Source organism: Mesorhizobium sp. B2-9-1 (assembly GCF_006439455.1).
In the GTDB taxonomy this organism is placed as follows: domain Bacteria; phylum Pseudomonadota; class Alphaproteobacteria; order Rhizobiales; family Rhizobiaceae; genus Mesorhizobium.
The window spans coordinates 24,482-46,684 of record NZ_VFTP01000019.1 but is presented as its reverse complement, the minus strand read 5'-3'; the positions used below and the strand labels follow the sequence as shown (position 1 = coordinate 46,684).

Annotated in this window: 22 protein-coding genes; 14 read left to right on the top strand and 8 right to left on the bottom strand. The window is 64.5% G+C overall.

The features are described from left to right. The first annotated feature begins 12 nt into the window (after positions 1 to 12). Positions 13 to 360 carry a DUF1491 family protein gene (locus FJW05_RS23770; protein ID WP_140636154.1) on the top strand — a complete coding sequence of 116 codons (348 nt, stop codon included), beginning with the start codon at positions 13 to 15 and terminating at the stop codon, positions 358 to 360. 431 nt (positions 361 to 791) lie between these two features. Here FJW05_RS23770 and FJW05_RS23765 read toward each other — a convergent pair whose 3' ends face one another. From FJW05_RS23765 to FJW05_RS23725, 7 genes are all read right to left on the bottom strand, one after another. Further along, on the bottom strand, positions 792 to 1,211 hold the full coding sequence (locus FJW05_RS23765) for a carboxymuconolactone decarboxylase family protein (protein WP_140636153.1): 420 nt from the start codon (positions 1,209 to 1,211) through the stop codon (positions 792 to 794). Then, the gene (locus tag FJW05_RS23760) at positions 1,147 to 1,575 is read right to left on the bottom strand and encodes a MerR family transcriptional regulator (protein WP_140636232.1); all 429 of its coding nucleotides are present in this window, start codon (positions 1,573 to 1,575) and stop codon (positions 1,147 to 1,149) included. Before FJW05_RS23760 ends, FJW05_RS23765 begins: the two co-directional genes overlap by 65 nt. 194 nt (positions 1,576 to 1,769) lie before the next feature. Further along, positions 1,770 to 2,774, bottom strand: a complete 1,005-nt coding sequence (locus tag FJW05_RS23755; protein WP_140636151.1) for a DUF2336 domain-containing protein — start codon at positions 2,772 to 2,774, stop codon at positions 1,770 to 1,772. A 396-nt stretch (positions 2,775 to 3,170) separates the two neighbouring features. Beyond that, positions 3,171 to 3,719, bottom strand: coding sequence for a DUF1254 domain-containing protein (locus FJW05_RS23745; RefSeq protein ID WP_140546169.1), 549 nt, complete (start codon positions 3,717 to 3,719; stop codon positions 3,171 to 3,173). Further along, positions 3,712 to 4,296, bottom strand: a complete 585-nt coding sequence (locus FJW05_RS23740) for a DUF1214 domain-containing protein (RefSeq protein WP_140546170.1) — start codon at positions 4,294 to 4,296, stop codon at positions 3,712 to 3,714. Before FJW05_RS23740 ends, FJW05_RS23745 begins: the two co-directional genes overlap by 8 nt. 80 nt (positions 4,297 to 4,376) lie before the next feature. Then, positions 4,377 to 6,536: a penicillin-binding protein 1A gene (locus tag FJW05_RS23735; RefSeq protein WP_140636149.1), complete on the bottom strand. Its 2,160-nt coding sequence runs from the start codon at positions 6,534 to 6,536 to the stop codon at positions 4,377 to 4,379. A gap of 341 nt (positions 6,537 to 6,877) precedes the next feature. After that, positions 6,878 to 7,585, bottom strand: a complete 708-nt coding sequence (locus FJW05_RS23725) for a hypothetical protein (RefSeq protein WP_181165053.1) — start codon at positions 7,583 to 7,585, stop codon at positions 6,878 to 6,880. 348 nt (positions 7,586 to 7,933) lie between these two features. Here FJW05_RS23725 and FJW05_RS23720 point away from each other — a divergent pair, with 348 nt between their 5' ends. Both FJW05_RS23720 and FJW05_RS23715 read left to right on the top strand, forming a co-directional pair. Then, entirely contained in the window at positions 7,934 to 9,487 is a 1,554-nt protein-coding gene (locus FJW05_RS23720) for a trimethylamine methyltransferase family protein (RefSeq protein WP_140636147.1), read from the top strand. A 143-nt stretch (positions 9,488 to 9,630) separates the two neighbouring features. After that, a complete protein-coding gene (locus FJW05_RS23715) occupies positions 9,631 to 10,038 on the top strand; it encodes a DUF3168 domain-containing protein (protein ID WP_140636145.1) in 408 nt (135 codons plus the stop codon). 19 nt (positions 10,039 to 10,057) lie between these two features. Here FJW05_RS23715 and FJW05_RS23710 read toward each other — a convergent pair whose 3' ends face one another. Then, positions 10,058 to 10,444 carry an ester cyclase gene (locus tag FJW05_RS23710; RefSeq protein ID WP_140636143.1) on the bottom strand — a complete coding sequence of 129 codons (387 nt, stop codon included), beginning with the start codon at positions 10,442 to 10,444 and terminating at the stop codon, positions 10,058 to 10,060. A 216-nt stretch (positions 10,445 to 10,660) separates the two neighbouring features. Here FJW05_RS23710 and FJW05_RS23705 point away from each other — a divergent pair, with 216 nt between their 5' ends. The 11 genes from FJW05_RS23705 to FJW05_RS23655 all read left to right on the top strand — a co-directional run bounded on the left by FJW05_RS23705 (position 10,661) and on the right by FJW05_RS23655 (position 22,200). Beyond that, complete coding sequence (locus FJW05_RS23705; protein ID WP_140636141.1) at positions 10,661 to 10,960, top strand: hypothetical protein; 300 nt, start codon at positions 10,661 to 10,663, stop codon at positions 10,958 to 10,960. Between the two features lie 64 nt (positions 10,961 to 11,024). Further along, positions 11,025 to 11,690: a response regulator transcription factor gene (locus FJW05_RS23700; RefSeq protein WP_041002188.1), complete on the top strand. Its 666-nt coding sequence runs from the start codon at positions 11,025 to 11,027 to the stop codon at positions 11,688 to 11,690. A gap of 22 nt (positions 11,691 to 11,712) precedes the next feature. Beyond that, complete coding sequence (locus FJW05_RS23695; RefSeq protein ID WP_181165052.1) at positions 11,713 to 13,101, top strand: ATP-binding protein; 1,389 nt, start codon at positions 11,713 to 11,715, stop codon at positions 13,099 to 13,101. 119 nt (positions 13,102 to 13,220) lie between these two features. Further along, positions 13,221 to 13,658 (top strand): hypothetical protein, encoded by a 438-nt coding sequence (locus FJW05_RS23690; protein ID WP_140546176.1) that lies wholly within the window; start codon positions 13,221 to 13,223, stop codon positions 13,656 to 13,658. A gap of 129 nt (positions 13,659 to 13,787) precedes the next feature. Next, complete coding sequence (gene ccmI, locus FJW05_RS23685) at positions 13,788 to 14,921, top strand: c-type cytochrome biogenesis protein CcmI (protein ID WP_140636137.1); 1,134 nt, start codon at positions 13,788 to 13,790, stop codon at positions 14,919 to 14,921. A 4-nt stretch (positions 14,922 to 14,925) separates the two neighbouring features. Then, positions 14,926 to 15,366, top strand: coding sequence for a cytochrome c maturation protein CcmE (gene ccmE / locus FJW05_RS23680; RefSeq protein WP_140546178.1), 441 nt, complete (start codon positions 14,926 to 14,928; stop codon positions 15,364 to 15,366). Positions 15,367 to 15,431: 65 nt separating this feature from the next. Further along, entirely contained in the window at positions 15,432 to 17,417 is a 1,986-nt protein-coding gene (locus tag FJW05_RS23675; RefSeq protein ID WP_140636136.1) for a heme lyase CcmF/NrfE family subunit, read from the top strand. After that, positions 17,414 to 17,878 (top strand): cytochrome c-type biogenesis protein, encoded by a 465-nt coding sequence (locus tag FJW05_RS23670; protein WP_140636134.1) that lies wholly within the window; start codon positions 17,414 to 17,416, stop codon positions 17,876 to 17,878. The genes FJW05_RS23675 and FJW05_RS23670 overlap by 4 nt, the downstream gene beginning before the upstream one ends. 407 nt (positions 17,879 to 18,285) lie before the next feature. Continuing rightward, complete coding sequence (locus tag FJW05_RS23665) at positions 18,286 to 19,836, top strand: Do family serine endopeptidase (protein ID WP_140636132.1); 1,551 nt, start codon at positions 18,286 to 18,288, stop codon at positions 19,834 to 19,836. 199 nt (positions 19,837 to 20,035) lie between these two features. Beyond that, the gene (locus FJW05_RS23660) at positions 20,036 to 20,710 is read left to right on the top strand and encodes a response regulator transcription factor (protein ID WP_140636130.1); all 675 of its coding nucleotides are present in this window, start codon (positions 20,036 to 20,038) and stop codon (positions 20,708 to 20,710) included. Between the two features lie 8 nt (positions 20,711 to 20,718). Next, a complete protein-coding gene (locus FJW05_RS23655; RefSeq protein WP_140636128.1) occupies positions 20,719 to 22,200 on the top strand; it encodes a HAMP domain-containing sensor histidine kinase in 1,482 nt (493 codons plus the stop codon). Positions 22,201 to 22,203 lie beyond the last annotated feature (3 nt).

Sequence of the window (22,203 nt, the reverse complement as noted above, 5' to 3'; positions counted from 1 at the left end):
CAGGACCTTCCCATGCGCGTGACCACCGATCTCTGGGTCTCGGTCCTTGTGCGCCGCGTGTTCGGCGCCGGCGGCTTCGCCGCTGTCGTCAAGCGCGGCGCGACCGAGGCTGGCGCCGTGTTCGTGTTGTCGCGCGGGCGTCTGGGGGAGGTGACCTTCTACGGGCCGGCGCCGCAGACCAGCTACGATTCGGCCAAGCCCGATGAGCGCTTTTTCACTGTGCTCGGTACGAGCGACGATAGCTCGGCCTTCGATGCGCGGCTGGAGCGGGAGAAGAAATTCGATCCCGACATCTGGGTGGTCGAGATCGAGGGCGGGACCGTTCCCGTCGAGGAGCTTCTTTCCGTGAAGCCCGACTAGTGGCGCTGCACAGGGACTTTGACCGGTCGGCTCTGTTTGCGTTGGCAGGCGGCATGCCTTGGAGATTGGCCAAAACGCCCATCGCGGTCGTCATTCCAGGGCGGAGCAGGAGCGAAGCTCCGTCGCGGAGACCCTGGAATCCATGCCGTTACTTTCGCCAAGGCGTGCAACGGAGCAGAATTCTGCACCGTGGCGGCACTTCCAAGTCACGGAATGGATTCTATGGTCTGCGCGCGTCGCTTCGCTCCTTGCTCCGCCATAGAATGACGAAGTTGGGGCGGCTTCAACCAATCTCCGATCTTGCACCAAGACAAACGCCAACCTTTCAAAATCCCTGTGTCGGGAAACTAGGGCGTTTACCGTTTCATGAGCCGGGAATCGCCATGACAGCAAGATCGCCGGCCGCGGACCAAGGAAGCGCAGAAGGTTCATCACGCCGCTTCCCCGTTCTGGACGGGAAACCGGGCGGCAAAGACTTCTTTGGCCGCAAACAGCCCGTTGAGCGCCGCGGGAAAGCCGGCATAGACCGTCATCTGGATGATGGTTTCGACGATCTCGTCCTTGGTCAGCCCGACATTGAGCCCCGCCTCGATATGGACTTTCAGTTGTGGGGTAGCGGTTCCCATCGCTGTCAGCGCCGCGATGGTCGCGATCTCACGGGCGCGCAGATCGAGGCCGGGGCGGCTGTAGATGTCGCCAAACGAGAACTCGAACACGTAGTTCGCGAAGTCGGGGGCAATGTCAGCCAGGGCGGCAATGACTTTGTGGCCGGCTTCGCCGTCGATTTCAGCGAGCGCCCGCTTGCCGCGTTCCAGCCGGCTTTCGCCGATGTTCGGGGATTGATGCGTCATAGTCCTTCATCCTCTGTTTCACGCCGGCATATCCGGCGATCTTGGTATCGAGGACGAGAAGGCAGGCTTGCAGTTTGGCCACATGCGCACGGACACGCTCACGGTGCCGCTTGAGCAGCGCGCCGCGCTCCGCTTCCGTGTCGGCGCCGCGCTCCCGCAAGGCCGCGTAACGCAGCATTTCCCGAATAGGCATCCCGGTCGTTTTGAGACGGTCGAGAAATTCTATCCAGGTCAGGATTGATGCGTCGTAGTCACGTTGGCCCGATTGGTCCCTGTCGGCGTGGGGAAGCAGCCCGATCCGCTCATAGTAACGGATAGTGTAGGCAGACATTCCCGAACGCTTCGCCAGCTCGCCAATCTTCATCAATGCCATTCTTTCGTCACGACGCGCAGAAAGCTACGGCTTAGAGTGCACTCTAAGTCAAGAGGCGTTGTCACTTTGTCGTGTCGCGGAAATGCCAAGTCTCGCGGCGACATCGGCTCGCTGACTTTCAAGCGAAAACAAACGCTTAAAAGCGCGTCGCCCGGATTCTTTCATCGCGAGGCGCTTTAAACCGATCAGGATGCCTTGAGGCTGGCACTCGCCGCGTCGCTGTTCGATGCCTGATGCTCGACGCCGGACGCGTCGGGAGCATTGTCGCGGATCGCCCGCGAAAGGGTCTCCGCCTTCCAGGCGCGTACCTTGTCGAGCGCCGCCTCGCGGTGCAGCAGCCGGTAGCGGTCGAGGAACAGGCGGATCGCCTGCGGATGCGGGAACTCGCCGGGATAGACCGCGACCGCAATCAGGAAGGCCCTGTCTTCGCTGAGGTCGAGGGCACGCAGCGCCGCAAGCAATGCGGCATAGCCCGATTGCCCGGTCACCGAGCGGGCCGTCGCGAAGTCGATCTCCAGCGCATCGGCTAGCGCGGTCTGGAAAAATGCCGCGTTCCCCGTCAGCGCCGTCTCGCGCAACTTCACATAGGCCGGCTGGCCGAGGAAGGTGTTGACGTCGGCGGCGTCGCCGGTCGGGCGCATCATCGACCGCAGGCGGCGCCGCGCGTTCTCCGCGGCTTCGCCGGAGGTGGGACGGTCGGTGTCCGCCTTGGCCACGGGCTCCGGTTTCGGCGTGAGCTTCGTGACCGTCTCGGGCGGCCGCGTCTTGACCAGCGTTGGTCTTTCCAGCGCGCGGATCAGGTCGGCGATCGTCGGGTTGAGCTCCTTGCGGCGCGCAATGGCGCGCGCGTGCGGCAGCCCGTGCCGGCTGATCAGCGCGATGAGGTCGATATCGCTCAGCGCGTTGGAGCGGGTGAGCAGGGGGGCTGCGATCTCGACCGGCTCTTCAGCCAGACGCCGCACCAATGCCGTCGGTGCGTAATCGCATTCGGAAAGGGCGGCAGCGACGTAGCGGCGCGACTCGATCGAGACCTCGTCGAACAGCGGCAGCGTCAGGTCTTCGAGCTGGGCGATCTCGCGGCGCGAGGGACGCGTCAGCGAGCAGAAGGCTGACACGGCGGCGCGGAACAGCCTTTCGGCCTTTCCCGCTTCGGTCCGGATAGCGATTTGCCTGAAATCGGAAGATGACACGGAGGATACGCCCGATACTCGACACAATCCCGAACCGCGCAAACCGGCCGGGCCGGTTTCGCGTCTTCAGGAAAACTAACATCAAATTAGCCGCGATCCGTTAGCGCTCCGTTAACCCTCTACGCCCCTTAATCAACTTTGGAGGCGTTGCGTTGTGCTCCGGTCAAACCGAGAGGAATGCGCGAACCATGGGCATGGTCCTGTCTTTTGTGCCGCGAGCGGCACCTGTAAATCGAGCAAGTCACGACACCACGACGGCGGCGGCGGTGATCATTTTCCCCGGCGTCCGTTATGAATTGCGTCCGCAGGCCGTCGAGGCGCGGCCCGGCGACAGCGGCTCCGACAGGCCGGGCTCTCCGCCGCCTGCCAAGCCGCATCACTGATCGGGCGCCTTTCTCAGTAGTCCTGCAATTCGCAGGCGCCCTGCTCGAGGAAGCGTGACACGATCGGCTTCCAGCTCCCGTCCGGCACGAAGGCGCGGACGACGAAAATGCCTTCCTCGATCGGCGCCTCGACAAAGATCGCGCCCTGCAGATCCTCCGGAAGGTCACGCCGCACATCGATCATCTGCGCCGGCGTCAACACCACCGCGTCGAGCTTCTCGCCATTGGCGTTGTGGTCGTTGAAGGAATAGATGTTGTGGCCGTTGCGGTCGTAGACCGAGGCCGACCAGAACGGCACGTCGCCCGGCGCCCTGATCCTGACCAGCCCGTCGGCAAGGTTGAAGCGGCAGGCGGCCGCATAAAACAATGGATCCACCGATTTCACCACCGGCGCGCCGCCGGCCTCGGCGTCTAGCCGCGTCATCTTGTAGAGGTCGGATGCCATCGCCAGGCGCGACCAGGCATCGCGTTCGGAAAATTCCGGCACCAGGAACAGCACAACGATATGCACGATGCCGGCGCCGAGCAGGCCGAGGATCAGGGCATGCAGCAGTCTACGCATTGCAGCCCGCCTTCAGGATGCGCGGCAGTGTCACGTCCGAGAGGCCGGTGCTCGAGGCGATCGGCGTGTCGTAGAAGGTCAGCACGAAATACATCTTGCCGGAGCCGCCGGTCAGCAGCCAGTTGCCGGGGGCAGGGCGGCTGCCGACGGAGATGACGACGGAATTGTCCGGCTGGCGCAGCACTTCGTAGGATTGCAGCGCCGACTGCCTCGGCTTGCCTGTGTCGATCACGCCAAGCGACTGGTCGGCGGCATAGAGCGTCCAGAAGCGGGCGGTCGGATAACCGCCTTCGATCGTATAGTTGCATTCGCGTTTCAGCGGCTCGCCGGCATCGTCGCGCTCGGCGACGAAGGCAAGTCCCTCGGCCTGGCCGAGCGCCAGCACGCCCTCGCGAGCCACGCGCGCCTTGGAATAGGGGTCGGCGGCCAGTGTCCCGACCTCCGGGAAAGCGGTCCATTGGCCGATGCGGATCGCGCCGACGCCGTCCTGCGCATTGAGCGCATACCAGACGCTGTAACCGCCAAGCCCGATGGCTATGGCAAGCGAAAGCAGCGTCAGGATGGCGTTCTTGAGCATGAGAGCCGCAAACAGAGGAGGTTGCCCGGGATATCGCGGCGCGGGGTGCCGTGGCAAGCCGGCTTCACGCCAGCGCCGTCCTAAAGCGCCGAAAGCGTCTCCGGCATGGTGGGCGCTTCGATTGCCGGCGCGGCCTGGAACGCCTTGGTCATGTCCCGCAGCGTCTGGCTCGTGCGGCTGGAAAGCACCGGCGGGCGTTCGGCCTCGGCTTGCGCCGCCGCCGCGTCGGCTTCCTTCTTGGCCGCTTCCTCGGCCTTGGCCGCGACCTCCGGATCGACCCAAGGATGATCGAGCCCGGGGATAGGCTTCAGATCGATGTTCTCATGCGCGTAGACCATCAGCCGCTGCCAGACCATCGCCGGCAGCGAGCCGCCGGTCATCTTGTTGGTCGCCGTGAAGTCGTCATTGCCGAGCCAGACGGCGGCTGTGTAATTGCCGGTGAAGCCGACGAACCAGGCGTCGCGGTAGGATTGCGTTGTCCCGGTTTTGCCGGCAACGACGATGTTTGGAAGCTGGGCGCGTCTCGCGGTGCCGATAACCGGCACCGCCGCCAGCATGGTGTTCATGTATTTCAACGCCTTTTCCGACAGCACGCGGTGCGGTGGCGGCGCATCCTTGGCCCAGTCGTAGACCACGTCGCCGGTGCGGGTGACGAGCTGGGTGATGCCGTGGCGCGAGCCGACGAAACCGTTCTGCGCAAAGACGCTGTAGCCCGTCGCCTGGTCCATCACCGTCATGCCGGATGTGCCGAGCACCATGGTCTTGTGCGCTTCCAGCGGCGATTCCACGCCCATCGATTCGGCCATCGCCTTGATCGGGCCGATGCCGAGGTAATCCTTGGCGAGCCGCACCGGCACCGTGTTGATCGACTTGGCGATCGCCGTGAGCAGCGTCACGTTGCCGGCCGATCCGCCGCTGTAATTATGCGGCGACCAGCTGCCCCAGCTGATCGCGCCGCCGGAAACCACCGAGTCCGGCGTGAACCCGTGCTCCATCGCCGTGGCGTAGACATACGGTTTGAAGGATGAACCCGTCTGGCGCAGAGCCTTGGTGGCGCGGTTGAACTGGCTGGTGCCATAGTCCCGTCCGCCGACGATGGCGCGCACCGCGCCGTTGGTCTCGATCACCACCACCGCGCCTTCGGTGACATTGTATTCCTTGCCGAACTGGCGAAGATGGAACTCGACCGACTCCTCGGCCGCCTTCTGGATGTTGGCGTCGAAAGTGGTGTGGGCGACCAGCGAGTGCTGGCCGGGCTTGGCGATCTTCTTGACCTCGTCGAAGGCCCAGTCGAGGAAATAGTCCGGGCTCTTCTGCTCGCCGCGATCGACGACGTCGGCCGGATGCAGACGCGCCTGCAGCACCTGGCCCTCCGTCATGAAGCCGGCATCGACCAGGTTTGACAGCACGACATTGGCGCGGGCACGGGCCGCCGGCAGGTTGATGTGCGGGGCGTATTTGGTCGGCGCCTTGAACAGGCCGGCCAGCATCGCCGCTTCGGCGAGGCTCAGATCCTTGACGCTCTTGCCGAAATAGAAATCCGCCGCCGCCTCGATGCCGAAGGTGCCGCCGCCCATATAGGCACGGTCGAGATAGAGCTGCAGGATCTCTTTCTTGGACAGGTTCGCTTCCAGCCATAGCGACAGGAAAGCTTCCTTGATCTTGCGCTCGAAGGTGCGCTCGTTGGACAGGAACAGGTTCTTGGCGAGCTGCTGGGTGATGCTGGAGCCGCCCTGGACCACGGAGTTGGCGCGCACATTCTCGAAGATCGCGCGCGACAGGCCGAGGACATCGATGCCGTAATGGTCGAAGAAGCGCCGGTCCTCGGTCGCCAGCACCGCCTTGATGACGATGTCGGGCATCTCGTCGACCGGCACGGAATCGCGCTGGATGATGCCGCGCTGGCCGATCTCGTTGCCGTAGCGGTCCAGGAAGGTCACGGCGAAGTCGCCCTGGCTGCGCCAGTCGCCGGTGGTGATGTCGAAGGCGGGCAAAGCGAGCGCGAGCAGCACCACGAAGCCGCCGGCGCCCATGGTGAACCCTTCGCTCAGCACCTCGATGATCGTGCGGCGCCAGCCATGCACCCGGAAACGGCGGGAAAAGATGGTCGCCGCTTCCCAGAATTCGCGGGCCTTGAAGCCGATCTCGTAGAGCGAGGTATCGAACCAAGCGTCGGCGCCGAGCAGCGCCGAAGCGATGCGGCCTCTTCTCCTCTTGCTTGGTTTCGAAGGACTTGCCATTCCGACTTCCGCCCCAACGCGCTTTCGCCCGAAAACAGCATGCGGGCAGTTTCAGGGTGGCACCCTGTCAAACTATTCGACCATTTTATCACTGCTCACAAGGGCAGCGAAGCCACAGCACGAGCTTTGTTGATTAGAGGTGTGCTGGCCGTCAACAGCCGATCGATATCACCGCGCCGCGATGAATCGCATAAAATGCACCACATCCGCCTCGGTCGGTTCCTGGCCGATGAAGGAGCGCAGATAGGCGGCGAGATAGCTGACGCGCGCCTTGCCGCATCGAGGCGTCTCTCACGCGCGGTTGGCCCATTCTTGCCGCGCGAATTCATAGACTTGCACGATCATGGTCCGGGGTGCTCTCGACCCCGTTCATCTGAACGGCCGGCGTCACGAGAGGCAGCTGTGGTGCTTGGGAACCGCACGTCCAGCATATGTTCGACAGCATTCCATCTAGCCTCTTGGTATCGACGAAGGGCGAAGACGCTGACGGCGAATACCAACATGCCAATTCCGGTTGCCGGAACCATACCCAGGACTGCGACGGCTTTCGCCAGCACGCCGGCGAAAACACCTGCGATGACACTGGCGATGACACTCACCATCCCCGCTGTGCTCATGAATGACTGCCAGTGCGAGGAATGAAGGGCTTTGCTGACGAGCAATGCCTCCTCGTCATCGTGACGGGAGTGGATCAAGTATTTCTCCACGCCTGGAGCCGTCTCCACGAAATAGTGTCGGATGCGAGCCATGCCACGTGCGAGGACCATGTCCTCGATTGCGACTTGGACCGCCCGAACGAAGGTGACGATGCCGATGAAATACAGGCAGGGAAGCAGGATCAGGCTGAAAAAAACGAATGGCTGCCCCATGCGCGTTACTTGAGCGACGAATGCCAGCGCGACGGTTGCGCTGGAAACGGCGGTCAGGAAAAGGTCTGCGCGCGAATTGGCTTCCTGGATGGTGGCCGACCGCGCCGTCTGCAACACGAAATGTTCGGTCGTGAGGCATTGCAGGGTTTGATCACTGGTTTTGTCCTCGCCCGTCGCCATTGGATGCCGTCAACTCACTGCCTTGAAATGACGTGGCTTTGTGATGCACGTTGAACTGAAACAATCTGTAATTGTTCCAAAATGCATCCGATTCTTCGTAGAGTCGCGAGACGTGGGTGTCCGACGATCGCTGGCTTGAACGAACAGATGGGAACCTCCGCGCCGGCAGGGTGCATTGCTGCAAGGTCGCTAAGAGCGTCGCCCTGGCGTTGCTCGATGACGGTTTAGCCGGGGAGGGGACCGAGCTTTCCGTACACATTGTCGGGGTCGAACGGCCGGCGCGCGTCATCGCGGCCTCGCCCCTACGACGCCGAAGGCAAGGCGATGCGGCAATGAGGAGGAACCGCCATGATTGAGGAAGCCGCACGCGATCTCAGGCGCGAGCGCCGCCGGGGACGCACCGGGGAGGCCGGCAGCGAGTCGAGCCGCCATCCGAATTACCGGTCGCTGAAGAACCCGTTCCTGCCGCAGCCGATCTTTTCCGACGATGAGGTCGCGGCCATCCACGCTACCGCGCTGCGCGTGCTGGAGGAGCTAGGCATCAAGGTGCTGCTGCCCGAGGCGCGGACGATCTACGGCAAGGCCGGTGCATTGGTCGACGAAGACAGCCAGATGGTCAGGATCGGTCGCGACATGGTCGAAGCCGCGCTCGCCTCGGCGCCGCGCGCGATTCCGGCACTCGGCGGCGACCGCTCCCGCGACCTGACGCTCGAGCTCGGCTCGATGACCTTCCTGGCCGGCTCCGGGGCCCCTAATGTCACCGATCTCGAGCGCGGCCGCCGGCCGGGAACGCTCACCGCCTTCGAGGAATTCATCAAGCTGGTCCAGCATTTCGACGTGCTGCATATGCTCGGGCCTTGCGTCGAGCCGCAGGAACTCGACAACCGCTTCCGCCACTATGCCGTCAACCGGGCGCAGCTGACGCTGTCGGACAAGTTCCCCTTCGTCTTCGCGCGCGGCACGCCGCAGGTCGAGGACGGCTTCGAGATGATCCGCCTGGCGCGCGGCCTTTCGCAGGATGAGTTCCGCGCCGGTGCCTATTGCTACACCGTCATCAACACCAACTCGCCGCGCCAGCTGGACATCCCGATGGCGCAAGGCATCATCGACTTCGCCAAGGCCGGTCAGGTCCTGGTCATCACGCCATTCTGCCTGGCCGGCGCAATGGCGCCGATCACGGTCGCCGGCGCGCTGACCTTGCAGCATGCCGAGGCGCTCGCCGGATTGACGCTGGCCCAGATCGTGCGGCCTGGCGCGCCGGTGGTCTATGGCTCCTTCTCGTCCAATGTCGACATGAAGTCGGGCGCTCCGGCCTTCGGCACGCCGGAGCACATCAAGGCGACGCTTGGGGCGGGGCAGCTAGCTCGCCACATCGGCCTGCCCTGGCGCTCCGGCGGCGGCAGCGCCGCCAATGTCTCCGATGCGCAGGCCGCGCACGAGACCCAGTTCGCGCTGTGGGGCTCGGTGCTGGCCGGCGCCACCGTCTGCATCCACGCCGCCGGCTGGCTGGAAGGCGGTCTCAGCGTTTCCCTGGAAAAGCTGATCACCGACGTCGAGGCGCTGCAGACGGTGGCCGAGCTTTGCGCCACGACGCCGGGCGACGAGGATGCCATTGGCTTTGAAGCGATTGCCGAAGTGCAGCCCGGAGGTCATTTCTTCTCGGCCGCCCACACCATGACGCGCTACCGCAGCGCCTTCTACGAGCCGCTGGTGGCCGACTGGTCGAATTTCGGCAATTGGACGCAGGCCGGCGGCAAGACAGCCACGGAGCGCGCGACCGGCATCTGGAAGCGGATTGTCGCCGACTTCCAGCCGCCGGCCACCGCTGCCGCCGCCGCGGGAGTGCTCGACGAGTTCATTGCCAGGCGCACCGCAGAAGGCGGGGCGGCTCCAGTCTCATGATTTGACGAAAACGTAATAAATTCGAGACCTTCGCCCTTCACGCTATACTCAAATCGATTTGCGATCTGGCATCGGATCGCGAGCGCGGCTACGCTGCCGGAATTGGCTGCGGCGCGGAGACATGTGTTGGCGATGGACGGTAGATGACGGCGCCTGGCGATTTGATGCAGGCCTTGTTCCTGAGGCTGAAGACCGATGCGTCGCTGTCGGCGCTGCTCGGCGGCGCGGGCCTGCTCGAGCAGGCGAGCGACAAGGCCGCCTTTCCGAACGTCACCTACGGCCGCACCAGTGCCTTCGACCTCGAGACCGGCGTCGACAACGACAATGACCAGCTGGTCACCTTGCACGTCTGGTCGAAAGCCCAGGGCGAGGCCGAGACACGCCTCATCATGGACAGCATCAAGGCGAGCCTCGATGGCGCGGCGCTGTCCATCGGCCCGCGCGGCCAGACGGGCCTGTCCCTGGAATTCGCCGAGGCGCGCTATGACGAGGATCTTGCGGTCTATCATGGATTGCTGCGCTTCCGCGCCTTGACGCAGGAAGGCGCCTGAGGAATTGCCGGTCCCCAATTCAGAGCTGCGCCTGGATCGCGGCCTTATCGATGACCGACCAGACCTCCCTTATGCGGCTGTCGTGGAATTCGTAAAAGACATTTTCGGCAAAGCTGACGCGCCTGCCGTGGACCGGCAGGCCGAACAGCACGCCTTTGGGATGGCAGTCGAAATGCAGGCGCGCCGCCACGCGCGGCGGCTCCGAGATCAGAAGCTCTATGTTGAAACGCAGGTCGGGAATGGCCTCGAAATCGCCTTCCAGCATGCGCCGATATCCGGACAGCCCGATCGTCTCGCCATTATACTGCACCTCCTCGCCGACGAACCGGCCGAGATTGCCCCAGTCCTGCTCGTTAAGGCAGGCGATGTAGCCCCGGTAGAGATCGGCAATATCCTCACGCGTCATCGCATCTTCCCATGGCCGGCCGGCATTTCTACACTAGGTAGCGCGGTGCGCGGAATCGGCAGGCCGAAAAGCGTAGCGGACCGACTGATTTTCCGGCTATGAATTTGCACCCGGGCTTGAGGGAGCGTTGGCGTCCATAGGGGGTATGGCGGGCATGGATTTTCGATCGTTCACCGTTCATTTCACGTTCAGCCCATATGCGTTAGAACCGTGATCATGAAAAGGTTTGGCCCTCATCTCCGCAAAGCAGTGCTGGCGCTTGCCGCAGCCGGCCTCTTTGCGTCGCAGGCGATTGCCCTGCCGGTCACCGAGCCGTCGGTCGATCGGCCGGTGGTGCTCGCCGCCAGCGATTGCTACGCCATCGGCCAGCAGGTCGCCGCGCAGAATGGCGGCACGCTGGCCAAGGCCTCGCAGGCGACGCGGGGCGGCCAGCAGGTCTGCGTGATCGTCGTTCTGGTTCCCGGCAAGGAAGGCCAGCGTCCCCGCCGCTCGGAAATCGTCGTTCCGATGGGCTGACCCTGTCGTTTCCCAGGCTGGCGGAATCGGCCTATAGGTCTACCCAACAACAGGCTTCAACCCCATGCGCGTGCTCGTCGTCGAGGATGACAAGGATCTCAACCGGCAACTGGCCGACGCGCTGGTCGACGCCGGCTATGTGGTCGACCGCGCCTATGACGGCGAGGAGGGGCACTTCCTCGGCGACACCGAACCTTACGATGCCGTCGTCCTCGACATCGGCCTGCCGCAGATGGACGGCATCAGCGTCGTCGAGCGCTGGCGTCGCGGCGGCCGCAAGATGCCGGTGCTGATCCTGACCGCGCGCGACCGCTGGAGCGACAAGGTGGCCGGCATCGACGCCGGCGCCGACGATTATGTGACCAAACCCTTCCACATCGAGGAGGTGCTGGCGCGGGTGCGGGCGCTGATCCGCCGCGCGGCCGGCCATGCCTCGTCGGAACTCACCTGCGGGCCGTTGCGCCTGGACACCAAGGCGTCCAAGGCCGACGTCAACGGCGTGCCGCTCAAGCTCACCTCGCACGAGTTCCGGCTGCTCGCCTATCTGATGCACCACATGGGTGAGGTAGTGTCGCGCACCGAGCTGGTCGAGCATCTCTACGACCAGGATTTCGATCGCGATTCCAACACGATAGAAGTGTTTGTCGGCCGGCTTCGCAAGAAGATGGGCATCGACATGATCGAAACTGTGCGTGGCATGGGCTATCGCATGCGTGAGCCGGAGGCGTGACGCGGAACCGCTGAAGCCAACCATGGAAACGCGGCTTTCGAAGCTGCGGCTCTGGCCGCGCTCGCTGACCTTTCGCGTCATCGCCTTTTCCACCATCTGGGCGATCCTGACTCTGGTCGTCATCTTCACCCTCATCACCACGCTTTACCGCCAGGCCAGCGAGCGCGGCTTCGACAGCCTGCTTTCGGCGCATTTGTTCAACCTGATCGGCTCCGTCGGCATTTCCGACAACGGCGCGCTGACCGGCTCGCCCGACCTCGGCGACCTTCGCTTTTCCGAGCCGAATTCCGGCTGGTACTGGTCGGTGGAGCCTGCCTCCGAAGGCGTGCATGGCGAAATCCATTCCTCCTCAATGACGACCTCGCTCCTGTCGCCGAGCGTCGCGGACGTCCCGTTCAATGCGAACTTCCAGCGCAGCTACTCGATGGAGGGCATAAAGGGCGAGCGGCTCGAAGTGTTCGAGAGCGAGTTCGTGCTCGACGCCAAGAACCGCGCCGCGCGTTTCCGCGTCATGGGCAACCACAGCGAACTCGAGCAGGAGATCGCGAGCTTCCAGCGTCGCCTGCTCACCTATCTCTCGCTGTTCGGCGTCGGCATGATCGCCATCAATGCCATCGCCATCCTGCTGGGTCTCCAGCCTTTGCGCCGGGTCCGCAATGCGCTCGCAATGGTGCGCGAGGGCACCGCGCAGCGGCTCGACGGCAGCTTCCCGGCCGAGATTGAGCCGCTGGCCAGCGAGACCAATGCGCTGATCGAGAACAACCGGCGCATCGTCGAGCGCTCGCGCACCCAGGTCGGCAACCTTGCCCATTCGCTGAAGACGCCCTTAGCCGTGCTGATCAATGAGGGCCGCGCGCTCGGCGGCGCCAAGGGCCAGTTGATCGCCGAGCAGGCTACTTCCATGCAGAAACAGGTCGACCACTATCTGCAGCGCGCACGTGTCGCCGCGCAGCGCGACAGCGTCGTTTTCCGCACGCCGGTTTCGCCGCTGGTCGAGCGCATAGTGCGCGTGTTGCGGAAACTCAATCCGCAAATCAGGCTGACGCTGTCGCTGCCGCCGGCGGAGATCGTCTTTGCCGGCGAGCGCGAGGACCTAGAGGAACTGCTCGGCAACCTGCTCGATAATGCGATGAAATGGGCAAAGAGCGCCGTTGCCGTTTCGGTCGCGCTTGCACCGGGAATGAGCAACGTGTTCGAAATCGTTATAGAGGATGATGGCCCGGGCATTCCCGAGGACAGCGCGCGGGAAGTTTTGAAACGTGGCAAGAGACTCGACGAGACGAAGCCGGGAACAGGGCTCGGGCTGGCCATTGTCGCCGACCTCGTCAACGAGTATGGAGGCTCGCTGGCGCTGGAACGGTCTGGCATGGGCGGCTTGAGGGCGGCGGTGGGATTGCGGAGCCTTCAATGATGTTTTTTATCGATTTGCGAGCAGCGGCCGACGGCCAAATTTCCGACAAATATCAACACTATGGGCTCGACATCCTCCCCGATGACGCGGCCCCCCGCTCAAGAGAACCGGTTATTGGCATGAAGATCCGCGTCGTGCTCGTTTCCGCCCTGCTTGCCGTTTCCGGCTGCACGACGCTGGACAGGGGCGGGCCAAGCTCTGCGGTCACACCTGTTTCCACGCCGCCCGCCGGCGGCAAGGTCTCGACCGGCATCGTCTCGGCCATGAATGGCGGGCTTATCGGCGGGTCCGTCGGCTCGGGCCTCAGCGATGCCGAAAAGCGCAAGGGCCTGGAAGCGGAGTATAAGGCGCTGGAATACAACACCAGCGGCCAGAAGGTGACGTGGAAGAGCGACAACTCCTCGCATTATGGCGAGGTCGTTGCTGCCCAGCCTTACAGGGTCGGCTCGCAGGATTGCCGCCAGTACACCCACACCGTCTATACGAGCGGCGCGGGTGTCACCGCGCGCGGCACTGCCTGCCGCAATGCCGACGGCAGCTGGACGCCGCTGACCTAGAAAGGAACCCGGCCGGCCCGGTTATTCGGTCGGATTGACCTCGATCAAGGTCGGACGGCGCGTCTGCCGTCAAAGCGTCGCAGTACGTCCGTGTTGGCAGGGCACGGCTCTGCCTTTATTGGAAGGGCCATGCTGTTCTGGGTCATAGCCGCAATCCTCACGCTGGGCGCCAGCCTGGCCGTGCTGTTGCCGCTTACCGGCGGCATGAAAGGCGCGTCGCCGGCCGGCGATCACGATCTCGAAGTCTATCGCGACCAGCTGTCCGAGCTCGACCGCGACATGGCGCGCGGCCTGATCCAGCCCGGGGAGGCCGAGGAGGCGCGTGCCGAGATCGGCCGGCGCATCCTGCGCCTGGGCGCGACCGTGCAGCCGGACGCGGCAATACTCAAGCCTGCGCGCAGCGCCAGGTGGGTCGCCAGCATAGCCGTGCTAGCGGTTCCCCTGCTGAGCTGGGGGCTCTACGGAATGCTCGGCTCTCCCGATCTGCCTTCGCAGCCGCTGGCCGAACGTCTGGCCAAGAACCCGGCCGATGCCTCGGTCGACGAGCTGGTCGCCCGCGCCGAAGCCCATCTCGCCGCCAATCCTTCGGACGGCAAGGGCTGGGACGTGCTGGCGCCGATCTATCTTCGGCTGCAGCGCTTTCCCGACGCCGTGACTGCCTATCGCAACGCCATCCGCCTCGACGGCGACAGCGCCCCGCGTCAATCCGGTCTCGGCGAAGCGATCGCCAGCGCTGCCGGCGGCATTGTTTCGGCCGACGCTCAAAAAGCCTTCGAGGCAGCCCTGAAGCTCGATCCGGCCAACGCCAAGGCGAATTTCTATCTGGCGGTGGGCCTGGCACAGGAAGGCAAGAAGGCCGATGCCGTCGCCGCCTGGCAAAAGATGCTCGGCCAGCTCGCGCCGGATTCGCCCTGGCGCAGCGCCGTCCGGCAGGCGCTTGCCGAGGCGGGCGGCCCGGCTGTCGCCGATGCGCCGGCCAGCGGCCCCGACGCGCAGCAGGCGGAAGCCGCGCAACAGATGTCGCCGCAGGACCGGCAGGCGATGATCGAGACCATGGTCGCCGGTCTCGACGACAAATTGAAGCAGAATCCCCGCGACGAGGAAGGATGGATGCGGCTCATCCGTTCCTATGTCGTGCTTGGCAAGGCCGACCAGGCGCGCAGTGCGCTCGGCCGCGCTGTCGCCGCCTTTGGCGCGGACAGTGAACAGGCCAGGAAATTCACCGCCTTCGCCGCCTCGCTCGGCGTGACGGCGACGGAGTAAGGCAATGACGCGCAAGCAGAAGCGATTGTCGGTGATCCTGGCGGGGCTGGCTTTCCTCGGTGCCGCTGCCGGCCTCACCTTCTATGCGCTGGGACAGAAGGCCTCCTATTTCTACATGCCGGCCGATCTCGCCACGGCAAGCGTGCCGCCCGGCCAGCGCATTCGGCTCGGCGGTCTCGTCGAGAAGGGCACCATCATGCGCGGGCAGGGCGCAACCGTCGCCTTCTCGGTCACCGACAAGCAGAAATCGGTCAAGGTCACCTATACCGGCATCCTGCCCGACCTGTTCCGCGAGGAGCAGGGCGTCATCACGGAGGGCGCTTTCGGCCCGGACGGCGTCTTCGTCGCCGACAGCGTGCTGGCCAAGCATGACGAGCGCTACATGCCCAAGGAAGTCGCCGACGGCCTGAAGGCCAAGGGTGTCTGGCAGGAAAGCACGAACTGATGAGCAGGTTCCGCAAAAGTGCCATGCGGTTTTGCGATCAGAACCTGCGGGAGAACAGGTAACCAATGGTCGAGACCGGACATTTCGCGCTTGTGCTCGCCTTCGCGCTGTCGCTGGTGCAGATGCTGGTGCCGCTCGTCGGCGCCCGCACCGGCAACCAGCGGCTGATGGCGGTCGGCGGTCCGGTCACGGTCACCGGCTTCGCGTTGACCGCATTGTCCTTCGCCGCCCTTGCGAGCGCCTATGCCGGCTCGGACTTCTCGGTGGCGAGCGTGTGGGAGAATTCCCATTCGCTGCAGCCGATGATCTACAAGATCACCGGCACTTGGGGCAACCACGAAGGCTCGATGCTGCTTTGGGTGCTGATCCTGACCTTCTTCGGCGCGCTCGTCGCAGTCTTCGGCAACAATCTGCCGTCGACGCTCAAGGCCAACGTGCTGGCCGTGCAGGGTATGATCGGCGCCGCCTTCTTCCTGTTCATCCTGGCGACATCCAACCCGTTCATCCGCCTCAATCCGGCGCCGATCGAAGGCCGCGACCTCAATCCGATCCTGCAGGACCTCGGCCTCGCCATCCACCCGCCGATGCTTTACCTCGGCTATGTCGGCTTCTCGATCTGCTTCTCTTTCTCGGTCGCGGCGTTGATCGAAGGGCGTATCGACGCCTCCTGGGCACGCTGGGTGCGGCCCTGGACGCTGGTCGCCTGGATGTTTTTGACCGGCGGCATCGCCATGGGTTCCTATTGGGCTTATTACGAGCTCGGCTGGGGTGGCTTCTGGTTCTGGGATCCGGTCGAGAACGCTTCCTTCATGCCCTGGCTCGCCGGCACCGCGCTGCTCCATTCGGCCATCGTCATGGAGAAACGCTCGGCGCTGAAGATCTGGACACTGCTCTTGGCCATCCTGACGTTCTCGCTGTCGCTGCTCGGCACCTTCCTGGTGCGTTCCGGCGTGCTCACCTCCGTGCACGCCTTCGCCACCGATCCGGCGCGCGGCGTCTTCATCCTGTGCATCCTGACGCTGTTCATCGGCGGCTCGCTGGCGCTGTTTGCGCTGCGCGCCTCGCGGCTGACGGCGGGCGGCCTGTTCCATCCTATCTCGCGTGAGGGCGCGCTGGTGCTGAACAATCTCTTTCTCACCACCGCCACGGCAACGGTGCTGGTCGGCACGCTTTACCCGCTGGCGCTGGAGGCGCTGACCGGAGGCAAGATCTCGGTCGGCGCACCGTTCTTCGACCTGACCTTCGGACCGCTGATGCTGCCGTTGCTGGCGATCGTGCCGTTCGGCCCCTTGCTCGCCTGGAAGCGCGGCGACATCATTGCCGCCTCGCAGCGCCTGATGGCGGCCTTGGCCGTGGCGATCGCCGCGATGCTCGTCACCGGCCTGTTCATCGACGGCGCCTCGGTCTTCGCAGCGCTCGGCGTCGGTCTTGCCGTCTGGCTGGTCGCCGGCGCGCTGACCGACCTTGCCGTCAAATCCGGCTTCGGCTCCGTGGCGCCGGCCGCCATGCTTCGCCGCTTCGCCGGCCTGCCGCGCTCCGTCTTCGGCACGGCATTGGCCCATCTCGGCCTCGGGCTGACTTTGCTCGGCATCGTCGGCACGCTCTGCTTCGGCACGGAGAAAATCCTCAGCATGCATCCCGGCGAGACGGTGGAACTCTCCGGCCATACGCTGCGCTTCGAAGGGCTCTTCCCGCAAAAGGGTCCGAATTTCACCGAGGATCGCGGCCGCTTCATGCTTATGGGCGCCGACGGCAACGCCGATGGCGCGATCGCCTCCGCAAAACGTTTCTACCCGGTGCGCCAGACGATGACGACGGAGTCCGGCATCAGGACGATCGGCTTGAGCCAGCTTTATCTGTCGCTCGGCGACGAGAACAAGGACGGCTCCGTCGTCGTGCGCCTCTGGTGGAAGCCGCTGGTGACGCTGATCTGGGGCGGCGGCCTGGTGATGATGGCGGGTGCCGCCATGTCGCTGCTCGACCGCCGCCTGCGCGTCGGCGCGCCGGCAAAGCGGCGCAAGCCTGCAGTAGCGGCAGCGGCCTTGCCATGAAGGCAAGATTTTCACTCGCCTCGCTGATCCTGCTGCTGGCGCTGTTCTTCGCCGGCGCCGCACAGGCGGTGAAGCCTGACGAGGTGTTGCAGGACCCGGCGCTGGAGGCGAGGGCGCGTGCGCTGTCGGAAGGCCTGCGCTGCATGGTCTGCCAGAACCAGTCGATCGACGAATCCGACGCCGATCTTGCTCGCGACCTGCGAGTCCTCGTGCGCCAGCGCCTCGTCGCCGGGGATACAGACCAGCAGGTAATGGACTATATCGTCTCGCGCTATGGCGAGTTCGTTCTGCTAAAACCGCGCTTCAACCTGCGCAACGCGCTTTTGTGGGGCACGCCGGTGCTTCTGCTTCTGGCCGGCGGCCTGTTCATTGTGCTGGGCAGCCGCTCGCGCCGCCCGGCATCGGACAGCGTTCTCAGCGTCGAGGAACAGGCGACGCTGGATAAGCTGCTTAGCGACTAACATGAATTGCGGACCTCGGAGTTGGCCGAGACCCCTGTGTCGTCGTCATCCACGGGCGAAGCAAGGAGCGAAGCGACGCGCGCAGACCCGAGGATCCATTCCGTGACTTCGAAGCGTCGCGGCCGTCCAGAATTTCTGCTCTGCTGCAACCCTAGCGCGAGGTAACGGCATGGGTTCCAGGATCTTCGCGACGGAGCTTCGCTCCTGCTTCACCCTGGAATGACGAAGTCTCGGGTGTTTCCGCCAAGCCTTCGAAGCGCGGCATGCCTGCGGTCATCGTCGCCGATCCCCAACATTACAAAACTTTCATGTACCGGAAATGGCGCCGTAATGTGCGGCTCTCTAATCCTCTTGCCCGAGGATGCTTCGCCTGAGTGCATCCACGTCGATAGAGGATAGGAAACCCCATGAATAATGCCCCCAATTCATTTGCATCCACCCGAAAGCGCCTGATGGCGGCTGCAGCGTCCCTGGCCGTTATCGGCGCGGTCGGCACGGGCGCGCTTGCCACCGGCACCGCCCCCGTGCTGGCCGATGCCGTGCGCGTCGAAGCCCCGCAGGTGCCGAGCTTCGCCGATGTCGTCGAGCATGTCTCGCCGGCGGTCGTCAGCGTGAAGGTCAAGGCCAAGATCCAGCCGACGGCCGACGATGGTTCCGACGATCAGGACGGTTTCGACAACCTGCCCGACAATCCGCAGCTGCGCCGCTTCTTCAAGGAATTCCGTGGCTTCGGCGACCAGGGTGGCCAGTTCGGCATGCGCCGCTTCGACCACCGCAACCATGGCAATGGCCAGCCGCGTCCGATCGCTCAGGGCTCGGGCTTCTTCATCTCCGAGGACGGCTATCTCGTCACCAACAACCACGTCGTCTCGGAAGGCTCGGATTTCAGCGTCGTCACCAATGACGGCAAGGAACTCGACGCCAAGCTGATCGGCACCGATCCGCGCACCGATCTCGCCGTGCTCAAGGTCGATGGCGGCGGCAACAAATTCACCTATGTCGACTTCGCCGACGATTCCAAGATCCGCATCGGCGACTGGGTGGTCGCCGTCGGCAATCCCTTCGGCCTTGGTGGCACGGTGACCGCCGGCATCGTCTCGGCCCGCGGCCGCGACATCGGCGCCGGCCCCTATGACGACTTCATCCAAATCGACGCTTCGGTCAACCGCGGCAATTCGGGCGGCCCGACCTTCAACCTCAACGGCCAGGTGATCGGCATCAACACCGCCATCTTCTCGCCGTCGGGCGGCAGCGTCGGCATTGCCTTCGACATCCCGGCCTCGACCGCCAAGCAGGTCGTCCAGGACCTGATGAAGAGCGGCTCGGTCCAGCGCGGCTGGCTCGGCGTCGAGATCCAGCCGGTCACCTCCGATATCGCCGAGTCGCTCGGCCTGAAGTCGGACAAGGGCGCGCTGGTCTCAAGCGCCCAGGATGGCGGGCCGGGCAAGAAGGCGGGTATCGTCGCTGGTGACGTCATCACCCAGATCGACGGCAAGGATGTCGCCTCGCCCAAGGAACTTGCCCGCATGATCGGTGCATTCGCGCCGGGCAAATCGGTCGACGTCACCGTCTGGCGCAATGGCAAGGACGAGACGGTCAAGGTCGATCTCGGCACGCTGCCGGCAAGCGACAAGCAGGCCTCGAACGACGACAGCAACAAGCAGTCGGCGCCGGCGGCCAAGGCCGACACGCTTGCCGATCTCGGCCTGACCGTCACCAAGGCGGAAAAAGGCAAGGGCCTCGTGGTCACCGACGTCGATCCCGACAGCGACGCGGCCGACCGCGGCATCCAGCCCGGCGACGTCATCACCTCGATCAATTCGAACGACGTGAACACCACCGACGACGTGTCCAAGGCGATGACGGATGCCGCCAAGGCCGGCCGCAAGGCCGTGCTGATGCAGATCACCCGCGACGACTCGAACCGCTTCGTGGCGCTGCCGGTCGGCAAGGGCTGACATCGACTTTCAGCTTCCCCATGGCGGTATCAACACCCCCGAGCCGCCGTGGGGAAACATGGGGCCGAGCACGTAAGTCAGTCACCGTGTTTCGCTCCTGGCGGCAGCGGGTTTCCCATCACCCGCTGCCGTTTTAACTTGAAGGCAACACGATATGGCTGCCCCTCAACCTTCCAGTGAAATCGCGTATAACGGTCCCATGAAGATTCTCGTCATGGAAGACGATCGCGAGGCGGCGGACTACTTGCAGAAAGCCTTTGCCGAAGCGGGCCACACCGCCCATGTCGCTGGCGACGGCGAGACCGGCTTCGCGCTCGCCGATGCCGGCGACTATGACGTGATGGTGGTCGACCGCCTGATGCCGCGCCGCGACGGCCTGTCGGTGATCGCCGCGCTTCGCTCGCGCGGCAACACCACGCCGGTGCTGATCCTTTCGGCGCTGGGCGAGGTCGACGACCGGGTCACGGGCTTACGCGCCGGCGGCGACGATTACCTCACCAAACCCTACGCCTTTTCCGAATTGCTCGCCCGCGTCGAGGTGCTGAACCGCCGCGCCAGCGCGCGCGAGTCCGAGACGGTCTACCGCGTCGGCGATCTCGAGCTCGACCGGCTGTCGCATTCGGTCAAGCGCGCCGGCCGCGAGATCACGCTGCAGCCGCGCGAGTTCCGCCTGCTCGAATATCTAATGCGCCATGCCGGCCGGGTGGTGACGCGCACCATGCTTCTGGAAAATGTCTGGGACTATCATTTCGATCCGCAGACCAACGTCATCGACGTCCACGTCTCGCGACTGCGCGGCAAGATCGAAAAGGGCTTCGACAAGCCGATCCTGCACACGATCCGCGGCGCCGGCTACATGCTGAAGGGCGGCTAGAACCCGTTATGGCGTTATCCCTGCCGGCCATCATGAAGACGACGGCGGCCCGGCTTTCGGCGCTTTATCTTCTGCTTTTCGCGCTCTGCGCGGTGCTGCTCGTCCTTTACATGACGTCGCTCTCGGCGCGCATGCTGACCGCGCAGACGCAGGAGACCATAAACGACGAGGTGCTGGGCCTGGCCCGCGCCTATCAGCGCGGCGGCCTGCCGGTGCTGGTGCGCGTCGTCGAAGCCCGCTCGCGCCAGCCCGGCGCCAATCTCTATCTGATCGCCGACGCCAACGGCCAGATCCTGACCGGCAATGTGCAGAGCCTGGAGCCCGGGGTCATCGAGACCGAGGGCTGGACGACGGACCCGTTTTCCTACCAGCGCTTTGGCGAGGGCGAGCTCGATCGGCTGCGCAGCGGCGGTTCGGACCAGTCCGCGCCCCAAGCCGGCGACAGCGCCAACATTCCTCAGTCGACAGGGGAAAAGGGCCACAACGCCATCGCGCTGGTGCTGAGGCTGCCCAACCAGATGATCATGCTGGTCGGCCGCGACCTCGGCGAGCCCGAGCGCTTCCGCGCCGTTATCAGCCGCGCGCTGACCCTGGCGCTCGGTATGATGGGTCTTGGCGGCATCCTGATCTGGTTCTTTGTCGGGCGCGCCGCGCTGAAGCGCATCGACAGCGTCTCGGACGCCAGCCGCCGCATCATGGGGGGCGATTTGTCCGGACGGCTGCCGGTCACCGGCGCCGGCGACGAATTCGACCGCCTTTCGGAAAACCTCAATTCGATGCTGGCCAGGATCGCCATGTTGAACGAGGGGCTGAAGCAGGTCTCCGACAACATCGCCCATGATCTGAAGACGCCGCTGACCAGGCTGCGCAACCGCGCCGAGGCGACGCTCGCCGGCAGGCACAAGACGGAGGAGTACCGCGAGGCGCTCGAGGGCACGATCGCGGAGTCCGACCAGCTCATCAAGACGTTCAACGCCATCCTGATGATCTCGCGCCTGGAGGCCGGCTACTCCTCGGAACAGACCGGTCCCGTCGATCTCGCCGAGACGGTGAGCGATGTGGTCGAGCTCTACGAGCCGGTGGCGGAGGAGGCGGGGGTTGCGCTGGAAACGACCGTGTCCGAGGCCTTCACGATCAACGGCAACCGCGAGCTGATCGGCCAGGCGTTGTCCAACGTCGTCGACAACGCCATCAAATATTCGACCGATGCTGCCGAGGCGCCGAAAGTACGGGTGGTGCTGGAGCGCGCCGGCAACGAGATCAAGCTTGCCGTCACCGACAATGGCCACGGCATTCCGGACGACGCCGATCGCGCCCGGGCCACCGAGCGCTTCGTGCGCCTGGAAAAGAGCCGCTCGCAACCGGGCTCGGGCCTCGGCCTCAGCCTGGCCAAGGCGATCATGACTTTCCACAACGGCAGGCTTGATCTTTTACCCGCCAATCCCGGATTGTCCGTGGCCATGAGTTTTCCGTTGCGGGAGACGCATTGACAG

Coding starts and splice junctions, on each gene's coding strand:
- FJW05_RS23770 (WP_140636154.1), top strand. CDS start 13: ATGCGCGTGACCACCGATCTCTGGGTCTCGGTCCTTGTGCGCCGCGTG.
- FJW05_RS23765 (WP_140636153.1), bottom strand. CDS start 1,211: ATGACGCATCAATCCCCGAACATCGGCGAAAGCCGGCTGGAACGCGGC.
- FJW05_RS23760 (WP_140636232.1), bottom strand. CDS start 1,575: ATGAAGATTGGCGAGCTGGCGAAGCGTTCGGGAATGTCTGCCTACACT.
- FJW05_RS23745 (WP_140546169.1), bottom strand. CDS start 3,719: ATGCGTAGACTGCTGCATGCCCTGATCCTCGGCCTGCTCGGCGCCGGC.
- FJW05_RS23740 (WP_140546170.1), bottom strand. CDS start 4,296: ATGCTCAAGAACGCCATCCTGACGCTGCTTTCGCTTGCCATAGCCATC.
- FJW05_RS23735 (WP_140636149.1), bottom strand. CDS start 6,536: ATGGCAAGTCCTTCGAAACCAAGCAAGAGGAGAAGAGGCCGCATCGCT.
- FJW05_RS23725 (WP_181165053.1), bottom strand. CDS start 7,585: ATGGCGACGGGCGAGGACAAAACCAGTGATCAAACCCTGCAATGCCTC.
- FJW05_RS23720 (WP_140636147.1), top strand. CDS start 7,934: ATGATTGAGGAAGCCGCACGCGATCTCAGGCGCGAGCGCCGCCGGGGA.
- FJW05_RS23715 (WP_140636145.1), top strand. CDS start 9,631: ATGACGGCGCCTGGCGATTTGATGCAGGCCTTGTTCCTGAGGCTGAAG.
- FJW05_RS23710 (WP_140636143.1), bottom strand. CDS start 10,444: ATGACGCGTGAGGATATTGCCGATCTCTACCGGGGCTACATCGCCTGC.
- FJW05_RS23705 (WP_140636141.1), top strand. CDS start 10,661: ATGAAAAGGTTTGGCCCTCATCTCCGCAAAGCAGTGCTGGCGCTTGCC.
- FJW05_RS23700 (WP_041002188.1), top strand. CDS start 11,025: ATGCGCGTGCTCGTCGTCGAGGATGACAAGGATCTCAACCGGCAACTG.
- FJW05_RS23695 (WP_181165052.1), top strand. CDS start 11,713: ATGGAAACGCGGCTTTCGAAGCTGCGGCTCTGGCCGCGCTCGCTGACC.
- FJW05_RS23690 (WP_140546176.1), top strand. CDS start 13,221: ATGAAGATCCGCGTCGTGCTCGTTTCCGCCCTGCTTGCCGTTTCCGGC.
- ccmI (WP_140636137.1), top strand. CDS start 13,788: ATGCTGTTCTGGGTCATAGCCGCAATCCTCACGCTGGGCGCCAGCCTG.
- ccmE (WP_140546178.1), top strand. CDS start 14,926: ATGACGCGCAAGCAGAAGCGATTGTCGGTGATCCTGGCGGGGCTGGCT.
- FJW05_RS23675 (WP_140636136.1), top strand. CDS start 15,432: ATGGTCGAGACCGGACATTTCGCGCTTGTGCTCGCCTTCGCGCTGTCG.
- FJW05_RS23670 (WP_140636134.1), top strand. CDS start 17,414: ATGAAGGCAAGATTTTCACTCGCCTCGCTGATCCTGCTGCTGGCGCTG.
- FJW05_RS23665 (WP_140636132.1), top strand. CDS start 18,286: ATGAATAATGCCCCCAATTCATTTGCATCCACCCGAAAGCGCCTGATG.
- FJW05_RS23660 (WP_140636130.1), top strand. CDS start 20,036: ATGAAGATTCTCGTCATGGAAGACGATCGCGAGGCGGCGGACTACTTG.
- FJW05_RS23655 (WP_140636128.1), top strand. CDS start 20,719: ATGGCGTTATCCCTGCCGGCCATCATGAAGACGACGGCGGCCCGGCTT.